Source organism: Streptomyces sp. NPDC032745, from assembly GCF_055579465.1.
The window spans coordinates 527,204-543,882 of record NZ_JBVING010000003.1 but is presented as its reverse complement, the minus strand read 5'-3'; the positions used below and the strand labels follow the sequence as shown (position 1 = coordinate 543,882).

The window sequence follows — 16,679 nt, the reverse complement described above, 5'->3', positions numbered from 1 at the left end:
TCATTCCGATCTGTGAGGGGGGTACCTCGCGATCGCCGAACCATCCATGCGAGCACGCGAGGTGACGCCCCGTGACGTCCACATCCCCTTCCCCTTCCCACTCCGCCGACCGCTCCGACCCGTCGGCCAACAGCTTCCAAGTCGATCTGCGCGGCCTGGTCGACCTGCTCTCCCACCACCTCTACTCCAGCCCGCGCGTCTACGTCCGCGAGCTCCTGCAGAACGCGGTGGACGCCGTCACCGCCCGCCACGCACTCGACCCGGAGGCGGAGATCCGCATCCGCCTGTCGGCGTCCGCGGGCCGGGTGACCATCGAGGACAGCGGTATCGGCCTGACCGCCGCCGAGGCCCACTCCCTCCTCGCCACCATCGGCCGCAGCTCCAAGCGCGGCGGCGACCACGGCATCGAGACCACCCGCCGGGAGTTCCTCGGCCAGTTCGGCATCGGCCTGCTCGCCTGCTTCGTCGTGGCCCGCCAGATCCGCGTCATCACGCGTTCCGCCCGCGACCCCGAGGCCGCGCCGGTCGAATGGCTGGCCACGGACGACGGCTCGTACACCGTCCGCGAACTGCCCGACGAGGCACGCCGGGAGCCCGGGACCACCGTCATCCTCCAGGCCCGCCCGGGCGCCGAGGAGTGGACCGTCCCGGCCAAGGTCGAGCAGCTGGCCCGCGACTACGGCTCCCTGCTCCCGTACGACATCACCTTCGACGACGGCGAAGGCGGCGAGCCGCAGGCCGTCACCGACCGGCCCGCCGTATGGGACCGTCCTTTCCCCACCCCCGCCGCCCGCCGCGTCGCGCTCGCCGGCCACTGCGCGCAGCTCTTCGGCTTCACCCCGCTCGACAGCATCGACCTCGACCTGCCCGTCGCCGGGGTGCGCGGAGTGGCGTACGTCCTCCCCGAGCCGACCAGCCCCGCCCACCGGGCCGGACACCGCGTCCACCTCAAGGGCATGCTGCTCACCGACCACGCCGACAACCTGCTGCCGGACTGGGCGTTCTTCGTTCGCGCGGTCATCGACACCGACACGCTGCGGCCCACCGCCTCCCGCGAGAACCTGTACGACGACGAGACCCTGTCCGCCGTACGGGAGGCCCTCGGCGCCCGCGTCCGGGCCTGGCTCGCCGAACTCGCCGCGAGTGAACCGGAGCGTCTGGCCGCCTTCCTGGGCGTCCACCACCTCGGCGTGAAGTCCCTGGCCCGGCACGACGCCGAGCTGCTCGGCCTGATGCTGCCCTGGCTGCCGTTCGAGACCAGCGACGGCTCGATGAGCCTCCAGGAGTTCACGGCCGCCCACACCGAGATCCACTTCACGCGCACCGTCGAGGAGTTCCGCCAGATCGCCCCGATCGCGGCGGCCCACGGCCTCGGCGTCATCAACGCCGGATACACCTACGACGCCGACCTGCTCGCCCTGCTGCCCTCCGTACGGCCGGACCTCAAGGTCACGGAGCTGGACGCCGGAGCCGTCACCGAGCGGCTCGACCCGGTCCCGACCTCCGCCGAACTCGCCCTCGCGCCCTTCCTGTCCACGGCGCGCACCCGGCTGGAACCGCAGGGATGCGACGTGGTGCTGCGCGCCTTCCAGCCCGTCTCCGTCCCGGCGCTCTACCTCGACGACCGCCAGGCCCGCCAGGAGCGCGACCGCACGGCCGCCCTGAGCAGCGCCGACTCGCTGTGGAGCGGAATCCTCGGGGCGCTGCGCGGCTCCGCGCCGCGCGCCCGCCTGGTGCTCAACCACAACAACCCGCTGATCCGCCGGATCTCGGCCCTGCCCGATGAGGCCCTGACCGGCACGGCCGTCGAATCGCTGTACGGGCAGGCCCTGCTGATGTCCCAGCGGCCGCTGCGCCCTGCCGACTCCACCCTGCTCAACCGGGCCTTCCTCGGGCTCCTGGAATGGGCGACCCACTCCACCGACTCCCCGGAGGGCCAGAAGTGACCATGCTGACGCGCGAGGAGATCGAGCGGGGCCTGGCGGAGAACAGGGACGCCCCGAACGGGGCCGCGCGCAACGCGCACGCCGAGGTGCTCGTGGGTGCGGCGGAGGCGAACGGTGACTGGGCGCTGTTCCGCAAGGCGCTCGACAACCTGATCAACGCCTACCTCTGGAGTGCCGAGTCCTCGAAAATGCTGGTGCCGTTCGCCCGGCTGCTCCAGGAGTACGACAAGGACCCCGGCGCCTTCGACCGGTGGGACGCCCACTCGCTGTTCTGGCAGTTCAAGTGGGTGGCCACGGCCATCAGCGATTCCCCCGAGATCCCGCTGGAATCCGCCACCGGCTGGCTGGACGAGATGGAGCGCCGCTACCGGATCGCGGGCTACAGCGAGCGGCCGGTACGCGAGGCCGAGCTGTGGCTGGCCGACGCGATCGGCGAGGACGAGCGGGCCGAGCGGGCGTACCGCGCCTGGCTGGCGGCCGACCGCGACAGCATGAGCGACTGCCACGCCTGCGAGCTCAACGGGCAGGGCGCGTACGCCGTGCTGCGCGGTGACGACGCCCAGGCCCTGGAGGTCTGGCAGCCCGTACTGGCGGGCGAGCGGACCTGCGCCGAGGAACCCCACCGGCTGCTCGCCCACTCGCTGCTGCCGCTGCTGCGCCTCGGCCGCTTCGACGAGGCCCGTTCGCACCACCTGCGCGGCTATCGCATGGCCCGGGGCAACGAGAGCCTGCTGCCCTCGGTCGGCAAGCACATCGAGTTCTGCGCCCTGAGCGGCAACGAGTCGCGCGGCCTGGAGATCCTCGCCGAGCATGCAGCCCACGTGGGCCCGCTCGCCAATGTCGACGACCGGATGGCCTTCCACGGCGGCGTCCTGGTGCTGCTGCGCCGGCTGACGGAACTGGGGCACGGCCAGAGCCCGGCCGTCCCTTACGAGGGCGTCCCGCGCACGGTCTCCGAGCTGTACGAGGTAGTGCGCGCGAGCTCGCTCGAGATCGCCCGGCGGTTCGACGCCCGCAACGGCACCACCCGGGTCTCGGACCGCTTCCTCGCCCGGATCGAACGGGAGCCGCTGGTCGACGTGCTGCCGCTGGGGGTACGCAGCACGGCCCTGCCGAAGACCTCTGCGGCGCCCGCAGCCGTGGCGGCCCCCGCGGCTGCGCCCGTGCCGCCCGCCGCAGGCCTCGACGAGCTGGTGGAGCGGGCCCGGCAGGCCCGCGACCAAGGGCATCCCGCCTCGGACGGGCTCTGGGCCGAGGTCGGCGCACGGGTGGACGCCCGCCCGGAGGGCGAGGTGGACCCGCTCGTCGCCGCCGATGTGGCGGACCACCGGGCCCTGACGGCAGCCCGCGGCGGTGCCGCGAACGCGGCGGAGCTGCTGGGGGCTGTCCGCGACGTCTACCAAGTGCTCGGGCAGGCACAGCGCGCCGCACTGGCGCAGCTGCGGCTGGCGAGCGAGGCCGCGCAGTCCGGAGCCGAGCCTGAGCGGATCCGGGAGCTGCTCGAGGTCGCCGCGCGGGCCGCCGAGGCGCTGGACGCGGACGAGCCGCTGCGCGGGCGCCGGATCGCACTGGCGGAGCTGGCCTCGATCCGTGTGGAGTCGTACCTGCGCTCGCTGGAGGCCGGCCCGGCGCACGACCACGTCCACGGCCCCGGACAGGATCACGGACACGGTGGGCTGGCGGCCGAACTCGGCGCCTTCGTCGCAGCCCATGCCGAGGATCTGCCCGACCTGGTCGCGGAGGCCGAGGAGATGATGGGCCGCGTCGCCCTGTCCCAGGGCGACCCCGAGCGGGCCCTGCCGCTCCTGGTCTCGTCCGCGGACCGCGCGGTGGCGGCGGACCGGCCGTGGCAGGCGGTGGATCCGCTGGTGCTGCGGGCCGGGGTGCTGATGTCGCTGGACCGGCCGGAGGAGGCGGAGGAGGCGGCGCGCGCCGCGCTGGAGCACTCCGCGGAGGTGACCGAGCCCGAGACGCACGCAGTCGTACGGCTCACCCTCGCGGACATCCTGCTGCGCCGGGCCGATGCTGCGGAGGAGGCGGCCGAGCACGCCCTCACCGCGGCGCACTGGTTCGACCAGGCCGGTCTGACCGCCGACGGAGGTGCTCAGGCCCGGCTCGTGCTGGCCCGGGCGCATGCGCGGGAGGGCCGGAACGCAGACGCGGCGGAGGTGTTGCAGTCGACGCTGCCCGATCTGCTGGAACACGGCGAGGGACAGGCCGTGTCCGCAAGGGAGTTCCTCGGCGATCTGCTGCGGCAGCTCAACGACCCGCGGGCGGCGGCCGAGCAGTACCTGCTGGCGGCAGAGGTGGCCAAGGGCTGGGAGGACACCCGCCCGCAAGCCGCCCTCGCGCAGGCGGCCGCGGAACAACTCACCGCCGCGAGCCTGCACCAGGAGGCGGTCGCCGCGTACGAGCGGTCCCTGGAGCTGTACCGGGTGACGGGGGACGCCCCGATTGCCGAGGTGCGGATCCTGCGCTCCCTGGCCTGGCTGGCACCGCGGGAGAACCTCACCGCGGCGGCCTGGGCACAGGCGCGGGAGCTGATGCACCAGGCGGCCGGCGTCGTGGAAGCCGCACTGGCCGAGTACGGGGAGACCTCCGCGGCCCCGCAGCTGCGGGCCGAGCTCGCCCAGACCTGGCTGCAACTGGCGCAGGTGCTCGACTGGCGGGTCAACTCACTCGAGGAGACCGGCGAGGAGACCGGCGAGGAGGACGGCGGCGAGGACGGCAAGGGGTCCCCTGGCGCCGTCGTGGGCCGCGACGCGGAGATCGAAGCGCTGCGGCTGGAGGAGATCGGGCTGAGTGAGCGGGCCGCGGCCCTGTACGCGGAACTGGGTCCGGACCATCTGGGGGACCGACTCCAGTGCGTCCAGTACGCAGCCTGGACCGAGCAGGAGACAGGTCGCGCGGAGGCGGGAGTCGCTCGGCTCTCGGCGCTGATCGATGAACTCCGGGCCCGGCCCGAGGGGGTTCCGGAGGGCCTGCTGGAGCGCGCCCAGTCCTCTCTGGACAGCCTGCGGTCCTGACCGCGATGCCCCCGTCACCAGGCGGCGACGGGGGCATCGGAGCCATCAGCTGTCCAGCTGGGCCAGGCCCTCGGTGGCGATCTCCTCGAAGACGTTCTCGTCCGCCGCGAACTCGGAGTCCGGGATCGGTGCGTGGATCACGATCTCGGTGAAACCGAGCTCTTGGTGGCGGCCGGCGAAGTCGACGAACGCATCGACGGAGTCCAGCATCGTGTTGCGCTCCGGGGTGAAGCCGGTGAGCAGGATCCTCTCCATCGGCTCCGGCGCGCGCCCGATCTCGGCCATGGCCTTGTCGAGCTTGGCCAGCTGGCCGCGGATGGCCTCCAGCGACTGCTCCGGGGTGCCCTCCTCGAAGAGCTTCGGATCGCCGGTGGTCACCCAGGCCTGGCCATGGGCGGCGGCCAGCTTGAGTCCCCGCGGGCCGTTCGCAGCGACGGCGAAGGGCAGTCGCGGCTGCTGCACGCAGCCGGGGATGTTGCGGGCCTCGTCGGCGGAGTAGAAGGTGCCGCGCTCGCTGACCGCGGCCTCGGTGAGCAGCCGGTCCAGCAGCGGCACGAACTCTGCGAAGCGGTCCGCACGCTCACGCGGGCTCCACGGGTCCTGGCCCAGCGCGGTCGCATCGAACCCGTTGCCGCCGGCGCCGATACCGAGGGTGAAGCGGCCACCGGAGATGTCGTCCAGCGCCATGAGCTCCTTGGCCAGCGTCACCGGGTGCCGGAAGTTCGGCGAGGTGACGAGCGTGCCCAGCCGCATCCGCTCGGTGGCGGCGGCCGCCGCGGTCAGCGTCGGGATCGCGCCAAACCACGGCCGGTCACGGAAGGACCGCCAGGTCAGGTGGTCGTAGGTGTATGCGGTGTGAAACCCGAGCTTCTCGGCTCGCACCCACTGGTCACGACCGCCCTCATGCCACGGGCGTACCGGGAGGATCACAGTGCTCAGACGCAGACTCATGTATTCGAGACTACGGCCCTGCCCCTGTTTCACGTGAAACGTCAGCCGCCCATGTTTCACGTGAAACATCAGCCGTCCCTGTTTTCACGGGGAGCACCTGGGTGCCCACCGGACGGGGTTCGTGGGCTGGTGACCGGGGGAGAAACATCGCCATCCGGTGCAGGGTCCGACCCCGCACCGGGCCTCAGCCCCCGGGCCATGGGCGAAGATGGATCCGTGACCTCGGCTCCCCAGCGCCCGGACGGGCCAACCCCCACTCCCCGGCTCATCGCCACCGACCTCGACGGCACCCTGCTGCGCGACGACAAATCCGTCTCGCTCCGCACGGTCGCCGCGCTCGCCGCCGCCGAGGAGGCCGGGATCGAGGTCTTCTTCGTCACCGGCCGCCCGGCCCGCTGGATGGACGTGGTCAGCGACCATGTCCACGGCCACGGCCTGGCGATCTGCGCGAACGGGGCCGCGGTGGTCGATCTCCACGCGGGCCGGAAATTCGTACAGGTCCGGGCACTGCCACGGGCCACGGCCCTGACGGTCGTGGAGACCCTGCGCGCCGCCGCCCCGGGCACGTCCTTCGCGGTCGAGATGACCACCGGGATCAACTACGAGCCGCTGTATCCGCCCTTCTTCCAGGACCCGGGCGCCCATGTGGCCACCGCGGAGAAGCTGCTGGAGGAGGACGGGGACGACACCTCCGCTCCGGTCCTCAAGCTGCTCGCGCACCACGCCGAGCTCGCCCCGGACGACTTCCTGACGCTCGCCCGCTCGGTCGCCGGCGTCTACGCGTCGATCACCCGCTCCAGCCCGACCGCTCTGCTGGAGATCAGCGCGCTGGGCGTCTCCAAGGCCAGCACCCTGGAGCTGTGCTGCGCCGAGCGCGGTATCTCCCCCGCCGAGGTCGTCGCCTTCGGGGACATGCCCAACGACGTGGAGATGCTCCGCTGGGCAGGTACCTCGTACGCGATGGGCAACGCCCACCCGGACGTGATCGCGGCCGCCTCCGGCCGTACGGTCGCCAACAACGATGACGGCGTCGCCGTCGTCATCGAGCGCATCCTCGCGGAACACGTCGCGCACCGGCGGTAGACACCAGCAGTGGGGCCGGCCCGAGCGGGCCCCGACAGGTCAGAGCGGGGCCTCCCACACCAGGGTGGTCCCGCTGCCGTCCTCTCCGATGCCCGTGCCGTACGAGCTCGACCCGCCCAGCGACTCGGCCCGTCGGCGCAGATTCCGCAGCCCGCTGCGCCGCCCGCCCTCGGGAATGCCCACGCCGTCGTCGGCGACCTCCAGCCGCACCCCCGGCCTCCCGTCGGCCAGCGTGGCGGTGCAGTCCACGACCACCTCGATCCGGGACGCCTCCGCGTGCCGGAAGGCATTCGACAGGGCCTCGCGCAGCGCCGCGATCAGGTTCTTGCCCACCAGCTCGCCGACCACCGCGTCGATCGGGCCGAGGAAGCGGTGTGCCGGCTTGAAACCCAACGGCACTGCGGCCATGTTGATCTCTCGCAGGACCCGGGTGCGCAACCCCGACGGAGCCTCGGCCGGTCCCTGCTGGAGCGCGAAGATGGCGGTGCGGATCTCCTGGATCGTCACGTCCAGCTCGTCCACGGCCTTGCCGACGCCGTCGACGACCTCCGGGACGACGGACCGCCGCTGGGCGCCCTCCAGCATCATCCCCGTGGCGAACAGCCGCTGGATGACCAGGTCGTGCAGGTCCCGGGCGATCCGGTCGCGGTCCTCGAACACCGCGAGCCGCTCCCGATCGCGCTGTGCCTCGGCCATCATCAGCGCGAGCGCCGCCTGGGACGCGAACTGGGTGGCCAGGGTCCGCTCGGACTCGCTGAACGGCCTCTTGCCGCGGGCCCGGGGGGTCACCAGCGCACCCAGCACCCGCCCGCCACTGTGCAGCGGCAGCATCATGCAGGGCCCGTACTGACTGGTGAGCCGGCTGATCATGCGGGGGTCGGAGGCGGCGTCGTCCACGAAGACCGGCTCGCCCTGGAGCAGCCTCGCCACCACCGGGCTCTCGGCCGGGATCACCAGGCCGAGTGAGGTGGCCGGATTCTCTGCGGAGACGGCGACGATCTCCATCCCGCCCTCCTCGGCCGGCAGCATCACGATCCCGGCGGCGGAGTCGGCCAGGTGACGGGCCTGTTCGGCCACCACCGCCAGGGCGTCGTCCGCGTCGCCGCCCGACAGCAGGGCGGTCGTGACGGCCACCGAGCCGTCGATCCACCGCTCCCGCTGGGTGGCGGCCTCGTACAACCGGGCGTTGCCGATGGCGATCCCCGCCTCGGTGGCCAGGACCCGGACCATGTGGACGTCGTAGTCGTTGAACTGGCCGCCGCCGTTCTTCTCGGCGAGGTACAGGTTGCCGAAGATCTCCCCCTGCACCCGGATCGGGACGCCGAGGAAGGTCTTCATGGGCGGGTGGTGCGGCGGGAATCCGGCCGAGCGCGGATCCTTCGTCAGATCGGCGAGCTGCACCGTGTCGGGGTGCGAGATCAGCGCGCCGAGCAGGCCCCGCCTCCCGTCCGGGCGGTGCCCGATCCTCCCGGCCGCCTCGGCGTCGATGCCGAAGGTGACGAAGTCCGAGAGCCCGCGGCCCTCGGTGTCGACGACGCCGATCGCCGCGTACCGGGCGTCGGCGAGCTCGGCCGCGGTCTCGCAGATGCGGTCGAGGGTGGAGTGCAGTTCGAGGCCGGTGCCGACCGAGCGCATGGCCTCCAGCAGTTGGGGCACCCGGGCAGTGAGCTCGGTGGAGAGGCCGTGCAGACTCCGGGCGGCCTGGGTGGCTGCCTCCAGCGGGTCAGGCGTTCCGGGTGGTGACTCCGGCGGTTCCTGCGACTCCTGCACTGACATGCCTTGAGACTAGTTAGTCCCTTTTACCGGGGAAAGTCGGCGAGGGCCCCGTCGGCCGCCCGCTCCCGCTCCAGCAGATTCCGCAGCGGGCCCTCGGCTGCGGCCAGCTCCGCGTACGTGCCGCGCTGCACGACCGTTCCGCGGTCCAGTACGAGCACCTCGTCGACCGCCTCCAGGCCGGCCAGCCGGTGCGTGATCAGCACGGTGGTGCGGCCCTCGGTCGCGGCGAGCAGATCAGCCGTCAGGGCGTCCGCGGTCGCCAGGTCCAGGTGCTCGGCCGGCTCGTCGAGGACGAGGACGGGGAAGTCGGCGAGCAGCGCCCTGGCCAGGGCCAGGCGCTGCCTCTGGCCGCCGGAGATCCGCTCGCCGTGCTCACCGACCAGGGTGTCCAGCCCGTCGGGGAGCCCGTCGGCCCACTCCAGCAGCCGGGCCGCCGCCAGGGCCTGTCGCAGCTGCTCCTCGCTCGCCCCGGTCCTGGCCAGCCGCAGGTTCTCCCGTACCGAGCTGTCGAAGAGGTGCGCGTCCTGGGCGCACAGGCCCACGATCCGGCGGACCTCGTCGCTGTCGAGCGTGCGCGCATCGGTACCGCCCAGGGTGTACGCGCCCTCGTGCGGGTCCAGGAACCGCAGCAGGACCTGGGCCAGCGAGGTCTTGCCCGCACCCGAGGAGCCGACGACCGCGATCCGCCGGCCGGCCTCCAGGGTCAGGTCCAGCCCGTGCAGCGCGTCCTGCTCCTGCCCGGGATGCCGGACGGCGAGTCCGGTCAGCCGCAGCGGGAACGGAGAGGTGGGTACCTGGGCCGGCCGCTCCGGCTCGGCGACCGGGACGGGAGCATCGATGACCTCGTAGATCCGCTCGGCGCTGCGGCGTACCCGCTGGCGGTACTGGACAGCCTGCGGAAGCCCGTTGACCGCCTCGAAGGCGGCGAGCGGGGTCAGCACGGCAACGGCCATGGCCACCCCGGACAGCCTGCCGTCGTGGACGGCGTTCGCGGCCACGGCCGCGGCGACCACCACGGTCAGCCCGCACACGAGGGCGGAGAGCCCACTGCCGAGCCCGGTGGCGGCTGCTCCCCGTGCGGCGATGGCCGTCAGCGTCCGGTCGCTCTCCCTCGCGGCGTCCTTGCGGCCGGCCAGCGCGCCGGCGACGGTCAGCTCGGCGGTCCCTGTCAGCAGGTCGGCCGCCCGGGTGGCGAGCTCGCCCCGGGCCGACGCCAACCGCCGCTCCGCACGCCGGGCGCAGGCCCCGCTGACCAGCGGCACCCCCACCCCGGCGGCGAGCAGCCCGACGGCGACCGCGGCCCCTGCCCCAGGCAGCAGCCAGGCGGTGAAGGCGACCGAGCCGGTGCCGACGAGAACCGCGGTGCCGACCGGCAGCAGCCAGCGCAGCCAGTAGTCCTGGAGGGCGTCGGCGTCGGCCACCAGGCGGGCCAGCAGGTCTCCGCGCCGCTGCTCCCGCAGCCCGGCGGGCGCAATGCGCTCCAGCCGCCGGAACACCGACACCCGCAGGTCGGCGAGCATCCGCAGCACGGCGTCGTGGGAGACGAGCCGCTCCGCGTACCGGAAGACGGCCCGCCCGATCCCGAAGGTCCGGGTGGCTGTGACGGCCACCATCAGGTAGAGCACCGGCGGTTGTTCCGAGGCCCGTGAGATCAGCCATCCGGAGACGGCCATCAGCCCGACACTGCATCCGACGGCCAGCGCCCCGAGCAGCAGACCGAGCCGGAACCGCCCCTGCCAGGCCTTGGCCACGGCGCGCACCCGCCGGAGCGGATCGCCCCCGCCCGCGTCGGCCCCGGCAGCCTTGGCCGCCCGCTCCGGGGCGCTGCCGAGAATCCACTCCCCGGGGCCGGACGGCCCGTTGCGCTCCCCGCCGAGGCTGTCCGAGGTCCCCGGCCGGGCCCCGAGCCGGGCAGGGGAGACGGCAGGCAGGAGCCCCGCAGGGCCCACCGGCACCACGCGGTCGGCCACGGCCAGCAGCGCCGGCCGGTGGACGACCAGCAGCACGGTCCGCCCCACCGCAAGGCGTCGTACCGCGTCGACCACGGCCGCCTCGGTCTCCCCATCGAGGGCCGCGGTCGGCTCGTCCAGCAGCAGCACCGGCCGGTCCGCGAGGAACGCCCGCGCCAGCGCCAGCCGCTGGCGCTGGCCGGCGGACAGCCCGACTCCGCCTTCGCCGAGCTCGGTGTCGACGCCGCGCGGCAGCACGGCCACGAACTCCCACGCCCCGGCGTCCTTCAGCGCCTCGACAACGGCGTCCGCGGACGCATCCGGCCGCGCCAGCCGTACGTTCTGCGCGATCGTCCCGGCGAACAGGTGCGGCCTCTGCGGCACCCAGGCGATCCGCTCCCGCCACTCCTCGAGCGACAGCGACGCAAGGTCCACGCCTGCGATCCGCACCCGCCCGGCGGTCGGCGCCACGAAGCCCAGCAGCACCTGGAGCAGTGTGGATTTACCCGCCCCGCTGGGCCCGGTGAGGGCGACGCACTCCCCGGGCCCGACCGCCAGCGAGACCGGTCCCGGCGAGTCCTCGGCCCGGCCCTCGTAGCGGACCGCGACCCCGTCCATCTCGATCCGCAGCCCCGCGGCCGGCACCGGGGCCACGCCGCCCAGGGCGGCGACCGGGGTCTGCAGCACCTCGAAGATCTCCTCCGCGGCCGCCAGACCCTCGGCGGCCGCGTGATACTGCGCCCCGACCTGGCGTAGCGGCAGATAGGCCTCCGGCGCCAGGATCAGGATGACCAGCCCGGTGTACAGATCAAGGTCCCCGTGGACCAGCCGCATGCCGATCGTCACGGCCACCAGCGCCACCGAGAGCGTCGCCAGCAGCTCCAGTGCGAAGGACGAGAGGAAGGCGATGCGCAGGGTCCGCACCGTCGCCTGCCGGTAGTCATCGGTGATCTTGCGGATCGACTCGGCCTGCGCCTTGGCCCGGCCGAAGACCTTCAGCGTCGGCAGCCCGGCCACCACATCCAGGAAGTGTCCCGACAGCCGGGACAGCAGCCGCCACTGGCGGTCCATCCGGGACTGGGTGGCCATGCCGATCAGCACCATGAAGAGCGGAATCAGCGGCAGGGTGACCACGATGATGGCCGCCGACACCCAGTCCTCGGTGACGATCCGGGCGAGGACCGCCACCGGGACGACCACCGCGAGGCCCAGCTGGGGCAGGTAGCGCGAGAAGTAGTCGTCGAGGGCGTCCACGCCCCGGGTGGCCAGCGCCACCAGCGACCCGGTCCGCTGTCCGCTCAGCCAGCCGGGCCCCAGATCCGCGGCCCGGTCCAGCAGCCGGCCCCGCAGTTGCGACTTGACCGCCGCACTGGCCCGGTGGGCGGCGAGCTCCGTGAGCCAGGCGAGCAGGCCGCGGCCCAGCGCCACTGCCGCGAGCAGCAGCAGAGGTGTCCGCAGCGCCTCGCCGTCCAGCCCCTGCTCGAAGGCGCCGACCACGATCTCGGCGATCAGCATCGCCTGGCCGACGACCAGCCCCGCCCCGGCAAGTCCCAGGGCCACCACGGCCGCCAGGAAGAGGCGGGTGGAGCTGGCGTACCGAAGCAGGCGCGGGTCGATCGGTTTCACGTGAAACATCCCCCAGAGCAGGGTCAGGCAGGACGGTCAGGGATCAGTGCGCATCGACGATGTGCTGCGTGCCGATCCGCTTGCGGAACACCCAGTACGTCCAGCCCTGGTAGAGCAGGACGAGCGGCGTGGCCACTCCCGCACACCAAGTCATGATCTTCAGGGTGTAGGGGCTGGACGAGGCGTTGGTGACCGTGAGGTTCCAGGCTTCGTTCAGCGAGGACGGCATCACGTTCGGGAAGAGCGTCAGGAAGAGCATCGCGACCGCGGCCGCGATGGTGATCCCGGACAGGGCGAACGACCAGCCCTCGCGGCCCGCCCGGTTGAAGGCGAGGGCCCCGACCAGTGCGACAACCGCGACGGCCATGGCGATCAGGCTCTTGCCGTCACCGCGCGAGACCTGGGTCCAGATCAGGAAGACGAGTGCCAGCACGGCGGTGACCACACCCAACCGGGTCGCCAGCGCACGCGAGCGCTCCCGGATGTCCCCGACCGTCTTGAGCGAGGTGAACACCGTTCCGTGGAAGGTGAAGAGGGTGAGGGTGACCAGGCCGCCGAGCAGGGAGTAGACGTTGAGCAGGTCGAAAAGGCTGCCGACGTACTCCTTGTGCTCGTCGATCTTCACGCCGCGCACGATGTTGGCGAAGGCCACGCCCCACAGGAACGCGGGGATCAGCGAGGTCCAGAAGATCGCGTGTTCCCAGTTGGTCTGCCACCGGTCCTCGTCCCGCTTGTGCCGGTACTCGAAGGCGACACCACGGATGATCAGACAGATCAGGATGACCAGGAGCGGCAGGTAGAACCCCGAGAAGAGCGTGGCGTACCACTCGGGGAAGGCGGCGAAGGTCGCCCCGCCGGCGGTGAGCAGCCAGACCTCGTTGCCGTCCCACACGGGCCCGATCGTGTTGATCAGGACCCGCCTCTCCCTGCGGTCGCGAGCGAGCAGCTTGGTCAGTACGCCGACTCCGAAGTCGAAGCCCTCCAGGAAGAAGTAGCCGGTCCACAGGACGGCGATGAGCACGAACCAGACGTCATGGAGTTGCATGGTGTGGTCCCCTCAGCCTCAGTACGAGAAGGCCATCGGCCGGTCGGGGTTCTTGTCATCCCCGCCGATCTTGGTGGGCGGGTTCAGGTCTGCCTCGGTGAGCTCGGGCGGCCCGAGCTTGACGTACTTCACCAGCAGCCTGACCTCGATCACCGCGAGCACGGCGTACAGGAGCGTGAAGCCGATCATCGAGGTGAGCACCTCGCCCTGGGAGACGTGGGGCGAGACCGCATCGCGGGTGCGCAGGACTCCGTAGACCACCCAGGGCTGGCGGCCCATCTCGGTGAAGATCCAGCCCCAGGAGTTGGCGATGAGCGGGAAGCCCATGGTCCACAGGGCGACGATCCAGTACCAGGTGGTGAACCGGGGGCTCAGCGCCTTCTTGAAGAGGACCAGGTGCGGGACCTCGTCCTCGCCGGTGCGCAGGCCCGGCGGCAGCATGAACTTCTTCCGGGTGAGCCAGAGCCCCAGCACCCCGACGCCGAGGGAGGCCATGCCGAAGCCGATCATCCAGCGGAAGCCCCAGTACGCGACGGGGATGTTGGGCCGGTAGTCGCCGGGCCCGAACTTCTCCTGTTCGGCCTTGTTGACGTCGTTGATACCGGGGACGAAGGAGGTGAAGTCGTCATTGGCCAGGAAGGACAGCAGGCCCGGGATCTCTATGGCGACCTTGTTGTGGCCCTTTTCGACGTCTCCGTAGGCGAAGACCGAGAAGGGCGCGGGCGCCTCACCGTCCCAGAGGGCCTCCGCGGCGGCCATCTTCATCGGCTGCTGCTTGAACATCACCTTTCCGAGCAGGTCACCGCTGATGGCGGTGCCCATGCCGGCGATGATCAGGGTGATCAGGCCGAGTCGAAGCGAGGTACGCATCACGGGGATGTGCTTCTTGCGGGCAAGGTGGAAGGCGGAGATGCCGACCATGAAGGCGCCGCCGACCAGGAAGGCCGCCGTGATGGTGTGGAAGAACTGGGTCAGCGCGGTGTTCTGGGTGAGGACCAGCCAGAAGTCGGTGAGTTCGGCACGGCCCCGCTCCTCGTTGATCCGGTAGCCGACCGGGTGCTGCATCCAGGAATTGGCCGCGAGGATGAAGTACGCGGAGAGGATGGTGCCGATCGAGACCATCCAGATGCAGGCCAGGTGGATCTTCTTTGGGAGTTTGTCCCAGCCGAAGATCCACAGACCGATGAAGGTCGACTCGAAGAAGAAGGCGATGAGCGCCTCGAAGGCCAGCGGGGCCCCGAAAATATCACCGACGAAGCGCGAGTAGTCGGACCAGTTCATGCCGAACTGGAACTCCTGCACGATGCCCGTGACGACACCCATGGCGATATTGATCAAGAAGAGCTTGCCCCAGAACTTGGTGGCTCTGAGGTACTTCTCTTTCCCCGAGCGCACCCAGGCCGTCTGAAGGCCTGCCGTGAGCGCCGCGAGAGAGATCGTCAGCGGGACGAAGAGGAAGTGGTAGACGGTGGTGATGCCGAACTGCCAGCGCGCCAACGTCTCTGGCGCCAAAGCTACGTCCACGTCGTCGTCTCCTTCGGTGCGCCGTGGTCACTGCCGCAGTTTGCCTGGCGTGCCCCACCCGATACGGGACAAAGCAGGACACGCTTGTGAACGCGTTCACATTCACAAGCATTATGTCGCACCGCTCCCGACGTCTTTCAGGCGGGGTCCCCCTAGCCAACACTTTCAACAGATTGTTGAATGCCGCTCATGAGGATTCGTATCTCCTGGCCCGCAGGCCAGCTCACGGCAACCCTTGACGAGACCCCGACCAGCAAGGCGCTGGCCGAGGCCCTTCCGATCTCCGCGTCCGCCCACACCTGGGGCGAGGAGGTCTACTTCGACACCGGCGTCTCCGTGGCGCTCGAGCACGACGCCCGGCAGGTCGTCGACCCGGGCACGGTCGCGTTCTGGACCGAGGGCGACGCCCTCGCGCTCCCGTACGGCCCCACGCCCATCTCGCGCGGAGGCGAGAGCCGCCTGGCGAGCCCGTGCAATGTGCTCGGCTCGTTCGACGGCGACCCCCGCCTGCTGTCCACCGTCCGCGACGGCGACCCGATCCGCGTGGAACTCGCGTAGCCGCCTGCGAACCCGCGTAGCCCGTGAGGGCTACATCTCCTTGAAGAACGCCTCCGCCGTGTGCAGGAAGATGTCGTTCGCCTCGGGCTCACCGATCGTGACCCGCAGGCCCTCGCCCGCGAAGGGCCGGACCACCACACCGGCCTTCTCGCAGGCCGCCGCGAACTCGACGGTCCGCTCCCCCAGCCGCATCCACACGAAGTTCGCGTGCGTCTCCGGCACCACGGTCCAGCCCTGGCCGAGCAGCGTCTTGTAGACCCGGGCACGCTCTCCCACAAGCGCCCCGACGCGGCCCATCAGCTCGTCCTCGGCGCGCAGCGAGGCGACCGCCGCGTCCTGGGCGAGCTGGCTGACGCCGAAGGGCACCGCCGTCTTGCGCAGCGCCGCCGCCACCGGCTCGTGCGCCACCGCGAAGCCGACGCGCAGGCCGGCCAGCCCGTACGCCTTGGAGAACGTGCGCAGCACGCAGACGTTCGGACGGTTGCGGTAGAGCTCGATGCCGTCCGGCACCTCGACGTCGCGGACGAACTCGCGGTACGCCTCGTCCAGCACCACCAGGATGTCCGAGGGCACCCGGTCCAGGAACCGCACCAGCTCGTCACGGCGCACGGCAGTGCCGGTGGGGTTGTTGGGGTTGCAGACGAAGATCAGCCGGGTCCGCTCGGTGATCGCGTCGAACATCGCCTCGAGATCGTGCACGTCCCCGTCGGTCAGCGGGACCTGCACGGCCGTCGCACCCGAGATCTGCGTGACGATCGGGTAGGCCTCGAAGGACCGCCAGGCGTAGATGACCTCGTCGCCCGGGCCGGCCGTCGACTGGACCAGCTGCTGGGCCACGCCCACCGAGCCCGTGCCGGTGGCGATGTGCTCGACCGGCACCCCGAACCGCTCGGCGAGCTCGTTCACCAGGACCGTGCAGGCCAGGTCGGGGTAGCGGTTGAACTGTCCTGCCGCCGCGACCGCGGTCTCCAGCACCCCGGACAGCGGCGGGTACGGGTTCTCGTTCGAGGACAGCTTGTACGCGACGGGCCCGCCCGCGGCAGCGGGCTTCCCGGGCTTGTAGGTGGGAATGCCGTCCAGCTCGGCGCGCAGCTTCGGGCTCTTCTCGCTCACCGCAGGTCCTCCTCGACCGTCCCGTACGACGTCGCCGTCGACTCAATACTGCTCACCTTATGAGGATTCCGCTCTTCCGAAA

The 16,679-nt window shown here is 71.5% G+C and carries 10 protein-coding genes; 4 read left to right on the top strand and 6 right to left on the bottom strand.

All coding sequences use genetic code 11. The features are described 5' to 3' along the window. Positions 1-71 precede the first annotated feature (71 nt). Together ACZ5WG_RS10345 and ACZ5WG_RS10340 are read left to right on the top strand one after the other, a co-directional pair. Entirely contained in the window at positions 72-1,946 is a 1,875-nt protein-coding gene (locus ACZ5WG_RS10345) for an HSP90 family protein (protein WP_468722048.1), read from the top strand. Then, positions 1,943-4,972 (top strand): ATP-binding protein, encoded by a 3,030-nt coding sequence (locus ACZ5WG_RS10340; protein ID WP_468722046.1) that lies wholly within the window; start codon positions 1,943-1,945, stop codon positions 4,970-4,972. The genes ACZ5WG_RS10345 and ACZ5WG_RS10340 overlap by 4 nt, the downstream gene beginning before the upstream one ends. A gap of 45 nt (positions 4,973-5,017) precedes the next feature. Here ACZ5WG_RS10340 and ACZ5WG_RS10335 read toward each other — a convergent pair whose 3' ends face one another. Beyond that, positions 5,018-5,923 (bottom strand): LLM class flavin-dependent oxidoreductase, encoded by a 906-nt coding sequence (locus tag ACZ5WG_RS10335; protein ID WP_468722045.1) that lies wholly within the window; start codon positions 5,921-5,923, stop codon positions 5,018-5,020. A 198-nt stretch (positions 5,924-6,121) separates the two neighbouring features. Between ACZ5WG_RS10335 and ACZ5WG_RS10330 the strand changes: the two genes are divergently transcribed. Beyond that, the gene (locus ACZ5WG_RS10330; protein WP_468722044.1) at positions 6,122-7,006 is read left to right on the top strand and encodes a Cof-type HAD-IIB family hydrolase; all 885 of its coding nucleotides are present in this window, start codon (positions 6,122-6,124) and stop codon (positions 7,004-7,006) included. A 39-nt stretch (positions 7,007-7,045) separates the two neighbouring features. Here ACZ5WG_RS10330 and ACZ5WG_RS10325 read toward each other — a convergent pair whose 3' ends face one another. From ACZ5WG_RS10325 to ACZ5WG_RS10310, 4 genes are read right to left on the bottom strand one after another with little or no spacing between them, the layout of a single operon-like run. Next, positions 7,046-8,782, bottom strand: a complete 1,737-nt coding sequence (locus ACZ5WG_RS10325; RefSeq protein WP_468722042.1) for a sensor histidine kinase — start codon at positions 8,780-8,782, stop codon at positions 7,046-7,048. A 23-nt stretch (positions 8,783-8,805) separates the two neighbouring features. Continuing rightward, a complete protein-coding gene (gene cydD, locus ACZ5WG_RS10320; protein WP_468722041.1) occupies positions 8,806-12,357 on the bottom strand; it encodes a thiol reductant ABC exporter subunit CydD in 3,552 nt (1,183 codons plus the stop codon). A gap of 43 nt (positions 12,358-12,400) precedes the next feature. After that, positions 12,401-13,402 carry a cytochrome d ubiquinol oxidase subunit II gene (gene cydB / locus ACZ5WG_RS10315; RefSeq protein WP_468722039.1) on the bottom strand — a complete coding sequence of 334 codons (1,002 nt, stop codon included), beginning with the start codon at positions 13,400-13,402 and terminating at the stop codon, positions 12,401-12,403. Positions 13,403-13,420: 18 nt separating this feature from the next. Then, positions 13,421-14,926 (bottom strand): cytochrome ubiquinol oxidase subunit I, encoded by a 1,506-nt coding sequence (locus tag ACZ5WG_RS10310; protein ID WP_385585827.1) that lies wholly within the window; start codon positions 14,924-14,926, stop codon positions 13,421-13,423. 189 nt (positions 14,927-15,115) lie between these two features. Between ACZ5WG_RS10310 and ACZ5WG_RS10305 the strand changes: the two genes are divergently transcribed. Continuing rightward, entirely contained in the window at positions 15,116-15,484 is a 369-nt protein-coding gene (locus tag ACZ5WG_RS10305; protein WP_266627638.1) for a cyclophilin-like fold protein, read from the top strand. Between the two features lie 30 nt (positions 15,485-15,514). On the opposite strand, the gene hisC is transcribed toward ACZ5WG_RS10305, so the two are convergent. Next, the gene (gene hisC, locus ACZ5WG_RS10300; RefSeq protein ID WP_468722038.1) at positions 15,515-16,597 is read right to left on the bottom strand and encodes a histidinol-phosphate transaminase; all 1,083 of its coding nucleotides are present in this window, start codon (positions 16,595-16,597) and stop codon (positions 15,515-15,517) included. Between the last annotated feature and the right edge of the window lie 82 nt (positions 16,598-16,679).